General features: G+C 60.8%; 9 protein-coding genes and 1 pseudogene. 4 read left to right on the top strand and 6 right to left on the bottom strand.

Annotated features, from left to right (window positions below; genetic code table 11):
- Window positions 1-21 precede the first annotated feature (21 nt).
- Window positions 22-966 carry a glucosyl-dolichyl phosphate glucuronosyltransferase gene (aglG, locus tag C484_RS04880; RefSeq protein WP_006824836.1) on the bottom strand — a complete coding sequence of 315 codons (945 nt, stop codon included), beginning with the start codon at window positions 964-966 and terminating at the stop codon, window positions 22-24.
- A 289-nt stretch (window positions 967-1,255) separates the two neighbouring features.
- Between aglG and C484_RS04875 the strand changes: the two are divergent.
- Together C484_RS04875 and C484_RS25115 are read left to right on the top strand one after the other, a co-directional pair.
- A pseudogene (locus C484_RS04875) lies at window positions 1,256-4,119 on the top strand (oligosaccharyl transferase, archaeosortase A system-associated).
- Window positions 4,120-4,479: 360 nt separating this feature from the next.
- Complete coding sequence (locus tag C484_RS25115) at window positions 4,480-4,614, top strand: DUF7503 family protein (protein WP_449289165.1); 135 nt, start codon at window positions 4,480-4,482, stop codon at window positions 4,612-4,614.
- A 51-nt stretch (window positions 4,615-4,665) separates the two neighbouring features.
- Here C484_RS25115 and C484_RS04870 read toward each other — a convergent pair whose 3' ends face one another.
- The 5 genes from C484_RS04870 to glpA all read right to left on the bottom strand — a co-directional run bounded on the left by C484_RS04870 (window position 4,666) and on the right by glpA (window position 12,864).
- Complete coding sequence (locus tag C484_RS04870; protein WP_049915024.1) at window positions 4,666-7,020, bottom strand: hypothetical protein; 2,355 nt, start codon at window positions 7,018-7,020, stop codon at window positions 4,666-4,668.
- Window positions 7,021-7,165: 145 nt separating this feature from the next.
- On the bottom strand, window positions 7,166-8,386 hold the full coding sequence (locus tag C484_RS04865) for a Cdc6/Cdc18 family protein (RefSeq protein ID WP_006824834.1): 1,221 nt from the start codon (window positions 8,384-8,386) through the stop codon (window positions 7,166-7,168).
- Window positions 8,386-9,756: an anaerobic glycerol-3-phosphate dehydrogenase subunit C gene (locus C484_RS04860; RefSeq protein ID WP_006824833.1), complete on the bottom strand. Its 1,371-nt coding sequence runs from the start codon at window positions 9,754-9,756 to the stop codon at window positions 8,386-8,388. The genes C484_RS04865 and C484_RS04860 overlap by 1 nt, the downstream gene beginning before the upstream one ends.
- Before the next feature lie 108 nt (window positions 9,757-9,864).
- Complete coding sequence (gene glpB, locus C484_RS04855; protein WP_006824832.1) at window positions 9,865-11,187, bottom strand: glycerol-3-phosphate dehydrogenase subunit GlpB; 1,323 nt, start codon at window positions 11,185-11,187, stop codon at window positions 9,865-9,867.
- Window positions 11,188-12,864, bottom strand: a complete 1,677-nt coding sequence (glpA, locus tag C484_RS04850) for an anaerobic glycerol-3-phosphate dehydrogenase subunit GlpA (RefSeq protein WP_006824831.1) — start codon at window positions 12,862-12,864, stop codon at window positions 11,188-11,190.
- A 302-nt stretch (window positions 12,865-13,166) separates the two neighbouring features.
- Between glpA and glpK the strand changes: the two genes are divergently transcribed.
- A complete protein-coding gene (gene glpK / locus C484_RS04845) occupies window positions 13,167-14,708 on the top strand; it encodes a glycerol kinase GlpK (RefSeq protein ID WP_006824830.1) in 1,542 nt (513 codons plus the stop codon).
- Window positions 14,709-14,711: 3 nt separating this feature from the next.
- Complete coding sequence (locus C484_RS04840; RefSeq protein WP_006824829.1) at window positions 14,712-15,779, top strand: hypothetical protein; 1,068 nt, start codon at window positions 14,712-14,714, stop codon at window positions 15,777-15,779.
- Window positions 15,780-16,081 lie beyond the last annotated feature (302 nt).

Below are 16,081 nucleotides of genomic sequence, written 5' to 3'. Positions count from 1 at the left end.
GAAGCCTCCGGTCGGCCGGATCTATGTGCCGTCTGCGCCCACGAGTTCATCCGCCGAGTGCAAGAGGCCGTAGAGGTAGCCGAAGCCGACCGCCGCCGTGAACACGAAAATCGTCGCGAGTTGCTTGCCCTTCGGGGCCGTCGGCTCGCGCCCCAATTCCCGGAGCCGTGAGGGGACGAACTCAAGCATGAGCTGTTTCAGATAGTCGTTTTTGTCCCCTGCGGCTTCGGGTAACAGCAGGTCCATGATGCGCTTGGAGTAGCCTTGCCAGAACGACCGAAACACCAGCCAGCGAAAGTCTCCCCGGTAGTCGAACAGTTTGTGGTTGACGACGGCATCGGTGTTGTAGATGACGCCCTTGCCGTACGCGTTGGCCATGCGGATGCAGACCGGCGCTTCGTGGGCCTGGATGTGCCGGTCGCCCTTCCGGCCGGTGTTTTCGTCGTAGCCGCCGACGTTCAGGAAGACGTCTCGCCGGTAGGAGATGTTCGAGCCGTAGGTGTTTCGCAGTTCCTCCATGTGCTCGCCCATGCCGCGCTCGTCACAGCCGACGAGCCAGTAGAACTCTTCGGGGAAGAACTCGGGTTTCTCGGTTACCCAGTCGGGTTTTGCGTGGCCGCCGACGGCGATGGCATCGGTTTCCTCGTAGACGCGGGCGAGTTCTTCGATCCAGTCGGGTTCGGCGACGGCGTCGTCGTCGATGAATGCGACGACCTCGCCGGTCGCGAGTTCAGCGCCGCGGGTGCGACTGTAGGAGATACCCTGGTTGTCGTCGTTACAGTGGAGGACGATGTCGTCGTGGGTTCCGTATTCGTCGACGACGCGGTCGAAGACGGCGTCGTTTCCGTCGACGACGATGACGATTTCGAGGGGGTCGTACGTTTGTTCGAGAACGCTGTCGACGCACTCGGAGAAGACGTCGTAACGTTCCATCGCGTACGTGCAGATGACGACGGAAACCTTCATTGTCCACAGAATTGCCCTGAATAGCGAATAAGCCTTTTCCTTCTCTTGGTCTGGAGAGTTCGGACGTGGTCGTCGTGGTCGAATCGTGGATGTTGCTGCGTTGCAGTTTCTCCTGTGGATTCAGACGGACTGCTGTACCGATTTCCCGACCAACCGCGACCGTCCTCCGGTTGCGCCGGAACTGGCGGACAGCAGTCCGTATCAAAGCCAACTGACGGGTGGGCGAATCGATCGATCGGAGACAAGTATATAACAAGACTTATTCTTTGTTTGGGTCTGGTGGAACCTAATGAGTACCAACACTGAACACGTCGAGGACGAGACGGACTCATCCGTCCTTGAGACGTGGTCCAAATGGTATCACGTGCCCGTCCTCGGGGCCGTGATACTGTTCATGATCTGGGTACGCACCCAGGCCTACGGTGAATTCATCACCGAGGACGGGACGCCCGCCCTCGCTGGAGTTGACTCGTGGTATCACTGGCGAACGATCCAGTGGACGACGGAGAACTTCCCGAATACGATGCCGTTCGATGTCTGGACCGGGTTTCCGACCGGCCGCTACGTCGGGCAGTTCGGGACGTTGTTCGATCAACTGATCGTCACCGTGGCGATGATCGTTGGCCTTGGCGACCCGTCGCCGGAGACGCTGTACACGGTCTCTCTGCTCGCGGTTCCGGTGATGGCCGGGCTCATCGCGATTCCGGTGTTCTACATCGGCCGCCGGCTCGGCGGCACACTCGGTGGCATCACGTCGATTGTCCTCCTCGCGCTCATCCCGGGCCAGTTCCTCTCGCGGTCGACGGTCGGACAACTCGACCACCACATCGGGGAAGTCCTGTTCATGGCGATCGCAATCCTGGCGCCTGTCTCTTATACACATCTCTGATGGCGCGAGGGAGGNCTCTTTCGCTGTATATCTGGGTCTGGCCGTCCGGTGTCGTCCTCGTCGGCATTCTCGCGATCTTCTTTACGATCCAGCTCTGTCTGGACTACGTTCGGAACATCTCGCCGGACCACGTCGCGTTCGTCGGCGCCGTGAGTCTCGGTCTCACCGCAATCATCACGGCACTGTTGATAGAGCAGTTCAGTACGAGCGCGACGAGCTTTGGGCTCTTGCAGCCCCTGAGTGCAGCACTCGTCGCTGGGGGCTGTCTCTTCATGGCCTGGTTCGCTCGGCAGTGGAACAGCACCGACATCGACCGCCGTTATTACCCGGCCGCGATTGGGGCTCTCATCGCCCTTACCTTCGCTGTGATGTGGCTGGCGCTGCCGGATCTGTTCGACAATATCGTCTCCAACGCGGCTCGTCGTGCGATTCCGTTCGGTGGAACGGCGACCGACCTGACGATTCAAGAGGCCCAACCGCCGGATAACTTCACCCAGTTCGTCGGAGACGAGTTCGGCGCGGCGTTCTACACGATGCTCGTCGGTCTCGCCTTGCTGATCGCGCGGCCGTTCCTCGGCCGCAAGTTCCGCGCGGAGTATACGCTGATCGTCGTCTGGTCGCTGTTCCTGATCAGTATGGCGGCGACCCAGATTCGCTTCTCGTACTACCTCACGCTCGCTGTCGTCGTTGTGAACGCTGTCTTCGTGGCCGATATCGCTCGTCTATTCAATTTCGATGTTCGGGGCAGCATCGACTCGCTGCGTCAGGTCGAGACCTATCAGGTCATCGTCCTCGTCATGATCGTCCTGTTGCTGTTTGCGCCGTTGCTTCCGCCGATGGCACAAGGGTCGACCGCGTGGCAACAGGCCGAGGGAGTACAGCCACACGGCGATGCCCAGACCTGGGAGAGTTCGAACGAGTGGCTCGCCGAAAACACGCCGGCCCCCGGCAACTGGGGCGGCGCGGACAACGCCAGTGAACTCGATTACTACGGCAGCTACTCGCCCGGAGACGGTGATTACGACTATCCCGTCGGATCGTATGGCGTCCTGTCCTGGTGGGACTACGGCCACCTGATCACCACACAGGCCGAACGGATCCCCCACTCGAACCCGTTCCAGCAAAACGCCGAGTCCTCGGCCGCGTTCCTGACCGCAGAATCCGAAACGCGCGGCGAGCTGGTTCTGGACGCGATTGCAGCCGGTGCATCCGTCAGTAACCAGTCCAACGAGGAACTCGAACAGATCGTCGCCGACGCAGACGAGACCAACGAGGAAATCCGGTACATCATGATCGACGACGGGATGGCCGCTGGAAAGTTCTCCGCGATTTCCGCCTGGTCCGGGCCCGACTACTCCCACTACATCACGCCGGATGATCTCGGTGCGAACGAACAAATCGATCGAGATGAGGTTTCCGAACGGTTCGGAGATCTGCCCTACGACGATACGATGACCTCGTCGCTGTACTTCAACAACGCCGTCGGAATGGACCACTACCGGCTCGTCCACGAAGACGCGGACGACCAATCCGCGTTCATCAGTTACGCGATCATCAACACGAACACCGATCAGGTGCTCATGAGCGACGACGGAACGCCACAGGTCCGGATCAACCAGCAGTTGAACAGTCGGCAGACGCAGGTCGAACTCAGCGTTATCCAACAGAGGCCGAACCTGGAGTACGAACTCATCGGGCAGCGCCAGACGGCATCCGTTAAAACCTACGAGCGTGTCGAAGGCGCAACGCTCACCGGTACCGTCGGCGCAGACGCCGTCGAAGCGGGCGATGTCGTGACCGCGACGCTCGAACTCGAGACCAACACCGGCACCACGTTCAACTACACCCAGCGCGGAACCGTCGACGAGAGCGGCTCGTTCGAACTGACCGTCCCGTACGCGACGAACGATGAACTCGGTGTTGACGACGGGTACACGAACAGCGATGTCGAGGCACTTGACGAGAATTACACGCTCTCGCTCGTAACGTCCGACGGCAACGAGACGAGCGCGTACGAAGCGACCACGGCCGTTCCGGAGACGGCGGTCATCGACGGCGACACGATCACGACCGAGTTCGAAGAAGTCGAGTTCGACGACGGTGCTGACGGAAACGAGACGGACGCGGGTAACGAAAGCGACGCCGGGACCGGAAACGAGACCGGTGAGGAAGGCGATTCCACCGATGACGAAAGTACCGGCGACGGTTCATCGGACAACGATACCGAGACGACTGCCGCAGTGAGCGCTAAACCGATGGATTAGTGCTCAAAGCGGAAAATCGAAAGTAGCGAGGATCTTTTTAGCTCACCGAACATCTATCCTTTCTTATCGTGGGTAGAGATAGACAAAGATACAGCCATAATAATTATCGTCCCTATTTAGACGTTCCAATTTAAAAAATGAAATTAACAGTTTGTTGGGTGGTTCAATAAGTACAACGAAGAGACGACAATTCTACCCACATTGTATTGTATGTGGTTTGATAAATATTTCTCCACATCGCTCCAAAATGACGGTATCAGTCTCCTATATCGTCATCTCATCATGCACTACTTCATTAAATGCATAAGTATGTAATAATAAGATAATTTTATTACCATTGGTTACATATCTACATATGAGATGTCAATGACAGATACCATGAAGGAATATCTCGCAAAGCACCCACGAATGATTGGCGCAGTATTTACGCTGTTCCTCCTCCTCAGCCAGGCGGGAACGGTAATTGCAGGAACGAACTCACAGGTAGGACCATAAGAGGGTTTCAAACAATATAATTAACTAGTAGCTGTTTTTTGTATAGGTAGCTTAGAGCAGATCGAATCTAGTGATCCCATCATTCCAAAGGAGGTCGTCATCGAGTTTAATAGGCAGCTCATTCCAAGATAGGTATTCTTGAACATCCTGTCGATTAGCTGTTGCAAATGGCGTTTGTCCTGGACTGAGATGTCGGTCTTCAACACAGGGGAGATTCGACTCAGTTGCTGTTCCTAATTTAAATTCTTTTGTTGAATAGGATTGAATAGAGAAACAAATGGCGTCTGATTTTGATTGTTTGAGTGTTATAATTGAGGGAGCCCCTCCTTCGGACTGGGCGATATCTGCCGAACCGTCACCGACGATGAGATACTGGTCACCTAACCCCGTATTCTGCCGAGCGATTTCGAGTGCGCCACGGAGCGGGAAGCCGCGGTTGAGCAGGCGCGCCATCGTTTCACCTGCGGTGATTGCATCCTCGTTTGCAACGTCGCTATACGTGCTTACACCGCCGAACGCACCGCGGCGGGTCAGCGCAAGCGCCTGGTGATATGACTGGCAGGCGTTCAAGAAGAACACACCCACGTCGACCGACTCGAGCGTTCGAACGTCGAGGTCGCCGTCGGGACACCGCAGTCCGTCCTCGGTCGCATGCCCGATATAATGGACGAAGTCGTACCCGCCGTCGGTCAAGAGGTCGGCGAGTTTCGCCGTGTCGACGCCGAACTCGGAGTGGATCTCGAACGGGAGTTCGTCGCGAGTGCCGTAGGTCGCATCGAGCAAATCGTGTTCGTCGAGCATGCGGGCGTCGTTGCAGACGAGCAAAATCTCGATGGAGTCGTTTCGAGCGTCCCGATCCAATTGGTTTTGATATGCTTCGATAGTCGCCTTAGAGGCATTCTGGGGGACATTGTTACCGAACCAGGCGTGTTCGATCGATTCGTCGGTGACAGTCGGAACGACAAAGGCTGATTTGTCTGGTAGTGATGAGGAAGATGGGGAGGATGACGATGGTCGTCGCGCATCGGATTCGCTCGCCGACCGAACGAAACGGGTATTCGCCGGTGGTTGTGTGGGGACTGTTTCGGGTGTTCGACCACGAGACGGACGAACGATTCCGAGTTCGTTGACAATGAACGGGAGTAGTTCGATGCTTTCCGGCTCCGGTGGTACATGGGCGGTGAGTGGCCACCGTGGGGAGTATTCCTCAATAAGATCGGCTGGTGGTTCGAGATAGCACTCAAGTCGTTCTGAGAGCGATTTCTCGTATGTCGATGTAAGGTCGAACGGAAGATCGTCCTCCAGAAAGGAGCGCTCGAGGAGATCGTACTGGAAGATGCCTTCGGTCCTGGTGAGACATTCAAGGAAGAAGAATCGTTTGAGGAGTGCAGCGATTTCGTCGCCAAACGTTTCGTCTGCCGGAAGCGGATACTTAAACTGTGGCGTGTAGAGCGTTGGTGGAGAATCAGTTCTCGTCGCCGGTTGGACCGTCGCACCGAGGAAAAACGCGAGCGGTGCGGCTTGAAAGAGAGAAAGATAGGTTGGCGGTGTTGTAATAGTTATGGGTGTTTCGATTGTCTCGGAATTCTTGAATACGCTGGATGGATCAATCGTATCATTGTTCTCTGTTTTTTCCACCTCTTTTTCATCTGTTGACTCCAAATAGTTATTACTAATATTTAATTTATCCCAGGGAGTACTGTTTAGATCATCACGAAGTGTCGATTTCGGGACAGAATCTGGGATCTCGAGGGAGTCTCCCAATTCGATGAGCGGCGGATGTCCGCGGAGCGTCGGCCACGTTCGTTCCGGCGAGGTAGTTTTGAGTGCCGACGAGAGGACGGAGATGGCTGTTGCCATCGAGTCAAGATCGGGCGGTGTTGTAATCGTGCCGGCGGGTCTGTCATGTAATGATCTAGCCCCAAGTTCGATTTCCGTGACACGCTCGAGATTGATGCGGACAGCAGTCAGTCCAACGTCGATCGTTCCGGGGGATTCGATGCGGCAGTAGAGTTTAATTGGGCCGCTAAGACCAATGTATTGTGGTCGATCTTCTAAGTAATCCCGTTCTCCGGCATCGAAACTCTTCTCCGTCTGCCCAGCACCGTCATGAAGTGTTACTGAGAGCAACTGATCGAACCGAAGCTCATCGGTTTTAATTGTACAGGTCTTATTGACTGGGAAATGGAAATCTGCCAATTCATCAGCTGATAATGAGTGATGGTCTGCAGTTGAATCTGTATTTGCATTCGACGCCGAGGCAAGGGCTGTGGCTGCAATCGTATGGGAAACCGGCGATTCGATCGATACTGGCTCTGGTGTTTCGATCTGGAGATGGCGCTGTTCGATCGAATCGTGAATTTCCAGCCCCGGTGGGGTAGTTACTTCCGTGAACTCGATCGTCATATCTACCTCGAGTATAAATCACATTCATGGCCATCGCCAAAAAAGGGCACTGTCGGATATCTGGTATCTGCCATCAGTTGTCTCCCTCGGAACGGGGAACTCGATTCGAATACCTCGCTACGAGTCGCTGGCTCTCTTTTCCGTTCTACGAGTTCTCTTCGGTCACTCCGTCTGTGTTTGTGTCCGGGTTTTCGTCTAGGTCGTCGGTAGTCGAAGCCGAACTGAGCGTTCGAAACACGAGCGTTGGAAATCGCGGTTCGACTGAACTCGGGCGGCGACCGCTGCCGGTCGTTGGGAGGGGGACGCGTTCGATGACGCCGCGGTCGGCGAGTTCGTAGAGGAAGCGTTTGACGGTGCCGTCGGTGAGCGTCGATCGATCGGCGATATCACCCGCGATTTCGCGGATGGGGCGGCCGTCGCGGTCGACATCAACAAGGTGGGCGAGGACCTGTTGGCGGGTTTCGGAGAGTGCGAGGGTACGGTCGACGTGGACGCCGTGGGAGGGGACGGCTGTCTGTGCCTGCTCGAGATGACCGGATTCGATGTGGTCTGCGTCCGTGCTACTGGCAAGGACTGCAGCACTGAATAGGGCGGCGAGTGCGTCGTGGGCGTTGCCGTCGGCCCAAACGGCGAGTTCACGAACGGATTCGTGATCGAGGACGCCCGGGGCGAGGCCGGTTGAGGCGCGGTCGGTGATGACGTCGACGAGTTCGTGGTGGCGATAGGCGGGGATGGTGATGGTGGAACCGGCGTCGGCGTCCCAGTTGTCGGGTTCGGTCTGTCCGACGGCGATGGTCGAGACGCTATCGTTGACGGGGGCGAGCAGTTCGCGGACGCGGTCGTAGCACAGGGTTTCGGGTTCGTCGTGGTGGTCGATGGCGACGACGGCGCGCCGGTCGTGGCGTGTGAGTTGGGAGGTCAGACGCTCCCCGAGGTCGTCGGTTCCGATACCGCTCTCGGGGACGGGTTCGGCGGAGATGACCGAGAGGACGGCCTGGTAGAACGCGAAGGCGCTTTCGACGCGGCGGCCGTCGACGTAGACGAACCAGGTGACGGGACCGGTACTCCCGGCGCGCGTGGTGGTGGCGATCGAGCGGCTCGATTCGCCGAGGCGGTCGTTGAGCGCATCGAAGAGCGCGGTGATGATCGCCGACGTGCCGGCGCCGGCCGGCCCGACGACTGCGACCGGCGAGGGGAGTTCGCCGTCGAAAGCCGGTTCGAGGGTGTCGAGTAACTGCTCGAGAACGGGGCCCCGACCGACCGGCTCTTGCCGATGAACGACGGGGCTCAGGGGGTCGCGATCGACGATGATCGAGCGATCCTGGCGTGCTGATCGTCGGCGAGCGATGCGCTCTTGTAAGTTCATCAGTTCGGCTCCGTTGCTGGTGCTGACTGCGCGGAGCTCCCGACGAGCGCCGCCTCAAGTACTTCGAGCGTGTGTCTGATCTCGTAGCCGGTCCCGTGTTCCATCTGCATCGAGCAGGTCGGACACTCCGTCAGCCCGGTTTCGGCCTCGGCGGCCGCCATGTGCTCGAACATGTCTTCGCCGATCTTCATCGACGTCTCGTAGTTCTCTTCCTTCCAGCCGTAGGTCCCGGAGATTCCGGAACAGGAGTCCCCAACATCGTGCGCTTCGATACCATCAATCGCGTCCATCACTTCGATCGTCTGTCCATCGAGCCCCTGGTTACGTGAATGACACGGTGCGTGATACGCGAAGTCGTCGAACTCGTCGCCGACCGAGGTGCCTTCGAGTTCGGCTTCTAGATCCTCGTGGACGCGCAGGTACTCGACGGCGTCCCAGGTGTGTTCGGCGACGGTGTCGGTGTCCTCGAAGTCGAACAGTTCGGGGTACTCCTGGCGGATGGACATCGAGCAGGAGCTACACGAGGCGATGATGTCAGCGCCGTCCTCGATGGCCGCCGCGAGTTCGCGGACGTTGGTTTCGGCGGCGCGGCGGGCGTCGTCGAGCATGCCGTTTGCGAACATCGGGGTGCCCGAACAGGACTGGTTGGGAACCATGATCTCGTAGCCGAAGTGTTCGTAGACGCGCACGAGCGCCTTTGCGACTTCCGGCGTGTTGTAGTTCGAGTAGCAGCCGTGGAAGTACGCGATGCGCTTGTCTTCGCTTTCTACGTGCGCGCCACCTCGCTTTGTCCACCACTCTCGGAACGTCTCCGTCGCGAACTCGGGGAAGTCGCGTTCGCTCGTGACGCCGAGCGTTTTCTCGCCGAGCCACTTCGTGACCGAGAGCCCCATCACGAAGTTCGCCGTGCGGGGGAACATCGACGCTAGCGGGGCGAGTCGCCTATAGTTCGCGAGCATTCGGTTGCGGATGTACTCGCGGGAGAACTTGCTCATGTTCTCCTCGACGTACTCGCCCCGGGCGGTGTTGTGCATCTGCGACAGCGGCACGTCCGAGGGACAGGAACTGTCACAGCGCATGCAGTTCGAGCACTTCATCACCGACTCGTCGATGTCGTGGTCGTCCTGGCGCTTGAGCCGCCACTGTTCCGGCCCCTGGAACTTCGGGCCGGGGAACTCGTCGTCGACTTCGGCGACGGGACAGTTCGTGTCGCAGGTCGAGCACTTATAACAGTTGTCCGCACCCGGCCGGAGGTCCATCTCCTCGGATTCGGGAAAGACCTGGACTGGCTCGAACTCGTCGTCGTCCGCGTCGGCGCTCGATTGGTCGCTCGGTACCCCGTCGTCGATCGGTTGCTCTGCTTCACTCATAGCGGTAGCTCACTGAATTAGCATCGCCGCGGTCTCCCGTTGAACTCGTACTCGTGTGCTGGGTCGTCCCGACACCGGTCGAGACGCTTGTCACGATCACTTTCATTCTCATTCGCTCTCCTCCCCCGCGCGCGTCCCGGCGACGTAGCCCGTCGCCAGCGAGACGCCGGCACCGGATTTTTCGGCCGCGTAGTCGTAGCCGCCCAACACGGCACCCGCCGCGCGCAGATTCCTGAACTCGGGGTCGTCGTTCGCATCGAGCGGCCGGAGTTCGCGATCGGGGGCTAGGCCGAAGCGCGCGTAGGGTTGTTCGCCGAAGACGTCGTCGACGAACCAGTCGTAGCGGTCGCTTGCATGGGGGACGTGACAGTCGAAGAGCGGTTCGGATACTCGCTCGCGACCGGATTCGATTCCCTTCCCGACCAGGCCGCCCGTCGCGAGAACGTACTGGGCGGCCTCGTGGGGGATTTCGGCCCCGTTGCGGTCGACGATGACGTGATCGATCGCACCGTCCGCTGTCTCGTAGTCGACGACCGGCACGCCCGAGGTCACGCGGACGCCCGCATTCTCGAGTGCAGCGTACAGCAGATCCTCCAGTCGAAGGCCGGGGAGGCTCGGCGGTCCCATGGGGACTTCGAAAATATCGACGCCGAGCGCGTCAGCAAGCGATTCTCGAACCGCGGCTGGCCGGTCGTCGCCCACAATTGCGGGGAACCCGACGCGCGGTTCGTCCTCGAGATGGGGCTCGACGGCTGCGGCGAGTGCCTCGCGCGCGCCGATTTCGCCCGCACCTGCCTCCGACGCGACTCGCTCGTTCCGATCCAGGAGGTGTGCGTACCGCGTCACCTTGGCGTCGTCGCGAACGATGCCGGGGAACGAGAGCGTCACCCCGCGCGCGTCGAAGGGTGCGCCCGCGGCTTCCAGGTGCGCTGCCGCAAGGGGTGCCTCGAAGTCGGGCAGCGTCTCGAAGCCGACGAGGAGCGCGTCGCGGTCGTCGCTTGCCAGTCCGTCGGCCGTCGCGGCCGGATAGCGCGCGGTCGGTTTGACCGTGCCGCCGTGGGTCGGGACGAGCGCGTTTTTGTCGGTGTGCCCGCCGGCGTAGGCATCGCCGGCAATGTCGTCGAAGAACTCGAGGGCGTCGCGGACGGCCTCGCCGCCGACGCGTTCGTAGGGATGGCCGGTGGGGAGGGTATCGAGTTCGGCGAAGGGGTCGACGATGGGTTTCTGTTTTTGTCCCTGTTCGTGTCCGTGATCCTCGCTGCCCGGCGCATAGCCGAGCACGTCGATCAATCCGCTCGCGTGTCGGAGCGTGCTTTGTTTGGCCGTGACGAGGCGAACGCGGGCGTCGGGTGCTGTCTCGGTGGCTGCAAGCGCGGCCGTCGCGCCCGCGAGTCCGCCGCCGATCACCAGCACGTCGTCGGTGATCGCCATTTACGCGCCCCCGTCGAACTGCGCGTAGTCGACCTGTGCCGGTGCGTTTGCGGGATCGTTGTCTCGATTCATCGTCGTCGCGTGGAGCGCGTAGTTCAACATTGCCTGCGAGAGCTGTTCGCCCCACAGCGCGTGGCGTTGGCCCTTCCAGCGCTCCTGAAAGAGTTCATCGAGCGCGTCGCGGACCGTCTGCTCGTCGTACCGCGGGTGGAGTTCGTTCGCCATGTTCTGACAGCAAAAGCCGCCCTGGCAGTTGCCCATGGAGGCGCGGGTTCGGATGCGGACCGCGTTCAGGTCGGAGCCGGACTGCTCGACCGCGTCCTGAATCTCAGCGCGCGTGACGCCCTCGCACTGGCAGATGACGGGGTTGGCCTCGTCCTCGGCCGGTTCGAGTACGTCCGGCGCGCGACTGCCGAGGCGCTGTTTGCTCCGGCGGGCGATCGGCGAGCGCAGGCCGAACGAGTCCATGCCCTCCTCGAGCACCGCGATGTCTTTGCTGCCAGGCAGCGGTTCCTCGGCGGTGACACACCGGGCGTCGACGCCGAGTTTCGCGCAGACGTGATCGGCGATTTCCTCGGCCATCGCGCGGTAGGTGGTGAACTTGCCGCCGACGATGCTCGACATGCCGCCCACGCCGTCGCGCTCGGCATGATCGAGCAGGAAGAAGTCCCGCGTGATGTCGGTCGGGTCCTGGGTGCCGGTTCCGGGCGGTTCATACAGCGGGCGGACGCCCCAGAACGAGCGGATCGTCCGGGCGTCCTCGATGATGGGCACGAGTTCGGCGAGGGTGTCGATCATCTGATCGACTTCCCACTGTTCTTCGGGGTAGTCGTCGGGGTCGTCGACCTCCTCGTCGGTCGTGCCGAGAATGGCGGTCGTCTCGTGGGGGACGATGATGTCGGCGTCGCCTTTCGGCCGGCAGCGGTTGATGACGGTGTCGACCTGGCGGACGTTCATGATGGTCATGACGCCCTTGGAGGGCCGGACCGCGACATCGAGGTCAGCCATCGCGCCGATCCGGCCGGCCCACGCGCCCGTCGCGTTGACGACGTACTCGGCGGTGATTTCCTCGGTCGTGCCGGGCGTCGCGTGCGTTCGTTTGCCCGGTCCGGAGTCGTGGCGGACCTCGACGCCGTAGATGTCGTCGCCCTCGCGCAGGAGGTCGATGACTTCGGCGTGGGTTTCGACGCGCGCGCCGTGGCGCTCGGCGTCGAGGGCGTTCGCGACGCAGAGGCGGAACGGATCGACCGCGCCGTCGGGTACCTGAATTGCGCGCGCCACGTCCTCGGCGAGGTACGGTTCGATCTCGCGGGCTTCGCGCCCCGAGAGGACCGTCGCGGGGATTCCGCAGTCGCGACAGCCCGCGAGTTTCTCCCGGAAGTACTCGTCCGAATCCTCGGGTCGCTGGACGAACAGGCCGCCGGTCTCTTCGACGCAGTGGCTCGCGATATCCCGGAGTATTTCGTTCTCTTCGATACACTCCGTCGCGCTCGCCTGATCGGAGACAGCGTAGCGCCCGCCGCTGTGCAAGAGTCCGTGCATGCGGCCGGTCGTTCCGCCGGTCAGATTGCCTCGTTCGACGAGAGTCACGTCGACGCCGCGTATCGCCAGATCGCGGGCGATACCACAACCGGTCGAGCCACCCCCGAGGACGAGGACCGTCGTATCGTGTGCCATCCCTTCGTTCGAGTACCTCGGTCGCCGCGACCTTTATTTTATCGACGCTAACCGACCACCCATAAGAAACAGTGTCCGTGTGGGTTGTTGACATCTATTATGAATCACAGTCGCTTATATGGTCTTATGGCAGTTGAAACGTCATCTCAATCGGTATTATCTCAATCCACGACTATTCGCTCTGTCTTTCTGATAATCGTCCGACCGCGAATTCGGTAACATTTATAATGATCGTCGAGACTGTTTACCAGTAACGCGTGACCGACAGTAAACTCGGCGCGTGAAACATCGGGGTGACTACAGTGACAGATACTACGTACGTCGGCGCAGTCGACCAGGGAACGACCGGGACCCGCTTTATCGTCTTCGATCACGGTGGCCAGGTCGTCGCAAATGCATACGAAACGCACGAACAGATCTATCCGGAACCCGGCTGGGTCGAACACGACCCGATCGAGATCTGGGAAAACACGAAAACCGTCATTACGCAGGCGCTCGGCCAGGCGGGCATCGCGCCCGAACAGTTAGAGGCCATCGGCGTCACCAACCAGCGCGAAACCACCGTGCTCTGGGACGCCGACTCCGGCCGGCCCGTTCACAACGCCATCGTCTGGCAGGACCGTCGCACCACCGAACGCGTCGAAGAACTCGAGGAGAACGGTGCGGTCGAAACCATCCGCGAGAAGACCGGCCTCGAGCCGGACGCCTACTTCTCAGCGACCAAAGCCGAGTGGCTCCTCGACGAGGCCGATCCGATCAAGATGGAGCGCGCGCGCCCTGCAGACATCCGCGACCGCGCGCAAGCGGGCGACGTGCTCTTTGGTACCATCGATAGCTGGCTGATCTACAACCTCACCGGCAATCACATTACCGAGGTCACGAACGCCTCGCGGACGATGTTGTACAACATCCACGACCTCGAGTGGGACGACGACCTCTTAGAAGAGTTCTCGATCCCCGAAGCGATGCTGCCCGAGGTCCGTCCCTCCAGTGACGACGAAACCTACGGGACCACCGATCCCGAGGGCTTCCTCGAAGCCGAGATTCCCATCGCGGGCGCACTCGGCGACCAGCAGGCGGCCCTGTTCGGGCAGACCTGTTTCGACGCCGGCGACGCCAAGAACACCTACGGGACGGGCTCGTTCTTCCTGATGAACACCGGCAACGAGGCCGTCGCCTCCGACCAGGGTCTCCTGACCACGATCGGATTCCAGCGCTCCGGCGAACCCGTCCAGTACGCACTGGAAGGCTCTATCTTCGTCACCGGCGCGGCCATCGAGTGGCTCGAAGATCTGTCGCTGATCGACGATCCCTCCGAGACGGCCGAACTCGCCCGCAGCGTCGACTCGACGGACGGCGTCTACGTCGTCCCGGCCTTTACGGGCCTCGGTGCGCCTCACTGGGACCAACGCGCACGCGGGACCATCGTCGGGATGACCCGCGGCACCCGCAAGGAACACGTCGTCCGCGCGACGCTCGAATCGATCGCCTACCAGACCCGCGACGTCGCGGAGGCCATGGAGGCCGACTCGGGCATCGAGATGACGAGTCTCAAAGTCGACGGCGGCGCGGTCAAGAACAACTACCTCTGCCAGCTCCAGTCCGACATCATCGGCTCGGAAATCGTCCGCCCGGTCGTCGACGAAACGACGGCCCTTGGCTCGGCCTACGCGGCCGGCCTCGCCGTCGACTACTGGGACGACACCGACAGCCTGCGCGACAACTGGCAGGTCGATCGAACCTTCGAGACGACCATGGACACCGAAACGGCGGATGCGCGATACAATCGCTGGCTCGACGCAGTCGAACGCTCGCGCGACTGGGCTCGGGACGGTGAGGAGTAATCCATGTACGGGACGGTGCTCCAGCTCCCGGTCGTCGGCATGGAACTCGAGGCGTTCGTCGTCCTGCTGATCGCCGCCCTCGCCGGCGGCGCGTTCGGCGCGGCACTCGGCGCGCTGCCCTCGTTCGTCTTCACGGGCTTCGTCGTCTTCCTCGGTGAGGGGATCGCCACCCTCGAAGGGGAAGTCGGCGGTCTCGAGGGAATCGCGGCCGGCGATATCGCGACCGGGATCACCGACGTGATCGGCTTTGGTGCGGTCACCGGCCCCCACATCGCCTTCGCCGGCGGCGTCGCTGCGACGGCCTACGCGGGCCGGAAGTACCCCGAGATGAAACCCGCCGGCTGGGACTACCACTTCGGCAAGGACATCCTGTACGCGTTCGGAACCAAACCCGACATCCTCGCGGTCGGCGCGGTCTTCGGCGCGCTCGGAATGCTCATCACCCAGGTGATGGACGGAATCGGCTTCCCCACCGACAATATCGCGCTCTCGGTCGTGGCGACGGCCTTCCTCGCACGGCTCGCGTTCGGCTACCCACTGGTCGGCAAGGTCGGCGGCTCGAATATCCTCGACATGTCGCCGTTCGAGCGCGAGGAGAAGCGGATGGCGGCCGACGGCGGGACCACGACCAGCCGGCTGGCGACCGAACCCTGGCTGGCCCACCAGTACAAGTGGTCCGGCGTTACCACCATCGGCCTCGTCGGCGGTATCCTCGGCGGATTCATCTGGCTCGAGACGGGGAGTATCTTCATGGGCTATGGGATCTCGGCGATGAGTCTGCTGTTTCTCAACCTCGGCGTCGAGAAGATTCCCGTCACGCACCACATCACGCTGTTAGGATCGACGGGTGCGGTAATCGCGGCGTCGGCCGTCGGGAGTGACCCGATCGTGCTGCTCGTCGCCGGCGCGTTCGGCGCGATCAGCGCCCTCATCGGCGAACTGTCCCAGCGGGTGTTCTACTCCCATTCCGGGACGCACGTCGACCCGCCGGCGATGGCCATCGCCGCGTTCATGCTCGTGATCGGCGTGCTCTATCTGGTCGGCCTCCTCCCGAACGCAGGCTACATCTGACCGGAACTCTCCTTCGAACTGACGTTTTTCGGCCATCGATACCGATGACGGCCGTTTCTCCACCGCCACAGCCGCGACCCGTCCAGTTGCCGCTGTCAGCGCCACGCTCCTCACGACCGTCTGCTACGACGGTCGTCTTCGAGGCTGTCCTGATCGTACTCTGCTACAGAATACAATAGAAATGTCAGAGTTTGATACAGAATACAACGACCGTGTCAGGAGTGACCCAGAGGCGCGTCACGCCACCGTGTCTACCCAACGACGGGCTTGATTCCGCGGCTCTGCTCGATTACAAGCCGTGC

The organism is Natrialba taiwanensis DSM 12281 (assembly GCF_000337595.1).
Lineage (GTDB): Archaea > Halobacteriota > Halobacteria > Halobacteriales > Natrialbaceae > Natrialba > Natrialba taiwanensis.
The sequence above is the reverse complement of the archived record's forward strand: the minus strand, read 5'-3'. Positions and strand labels throughout refer to the sequence as shown.

Excerpts from the sequence above, each read along its gene's own strand:
- aglG (WP_006824836.1), bottom strand. The coding sequence starts at position 966 with ATGAAGGTTTCCGTCGTCATCTGCACGTACGCGATGGAACGTTACGAC.
- C484_RS25115 (WP_449289165.1), top strand. The coding sequence starts at position 4,480 with ATGTCAATGACAGATACCATGAAGGAATATCTCGCAAAGCACCCACGA.
- C484_RS04870 (WP_049915024.1), bottom strand. The coding sequence starts at position 7,020 with ATGACGATCGAGTTCACGGAAGTAACTACCCCACCGGGGCTGGAAATT.
- C484_RS04865 (WP_006824834.1), bottom strand. The coding sequence starts at position 8,386 with ATGAACTTACAAGAGCGCATCGCTCGCCGACGATCAGCACGCCAGGAT.
- C484_RS04860 (WP_006824833.1), bottom strand. The coding sequence starts at position 9,756 with ATGAGTGAAGCAGAGCAACCGATCGACGACGGGGTACCGAGCGACCAA.
- glpB (WP_006824832.1), bottom strand. The coding sequence starts at position 11,187 with ATGGCGATCACCGACGACGTGCTGGTGATCGGCGGCGGACTCGCGGGC.
- glpA (WP_006824831.1), bottom strand. The coding sequence starts at position 12,864 with ATGGCACACGATACGACGGTCCTCGTCCTCGGGGGTGGCTCGACCGGT.
- C484_RS04840 (WP_006824829.1), top strand. The coding sequence starts at position 14,712 with ATGTACGGGACGGTGCTCCAGCTCCCGGTCGTCGGCATGGAACTCGAG.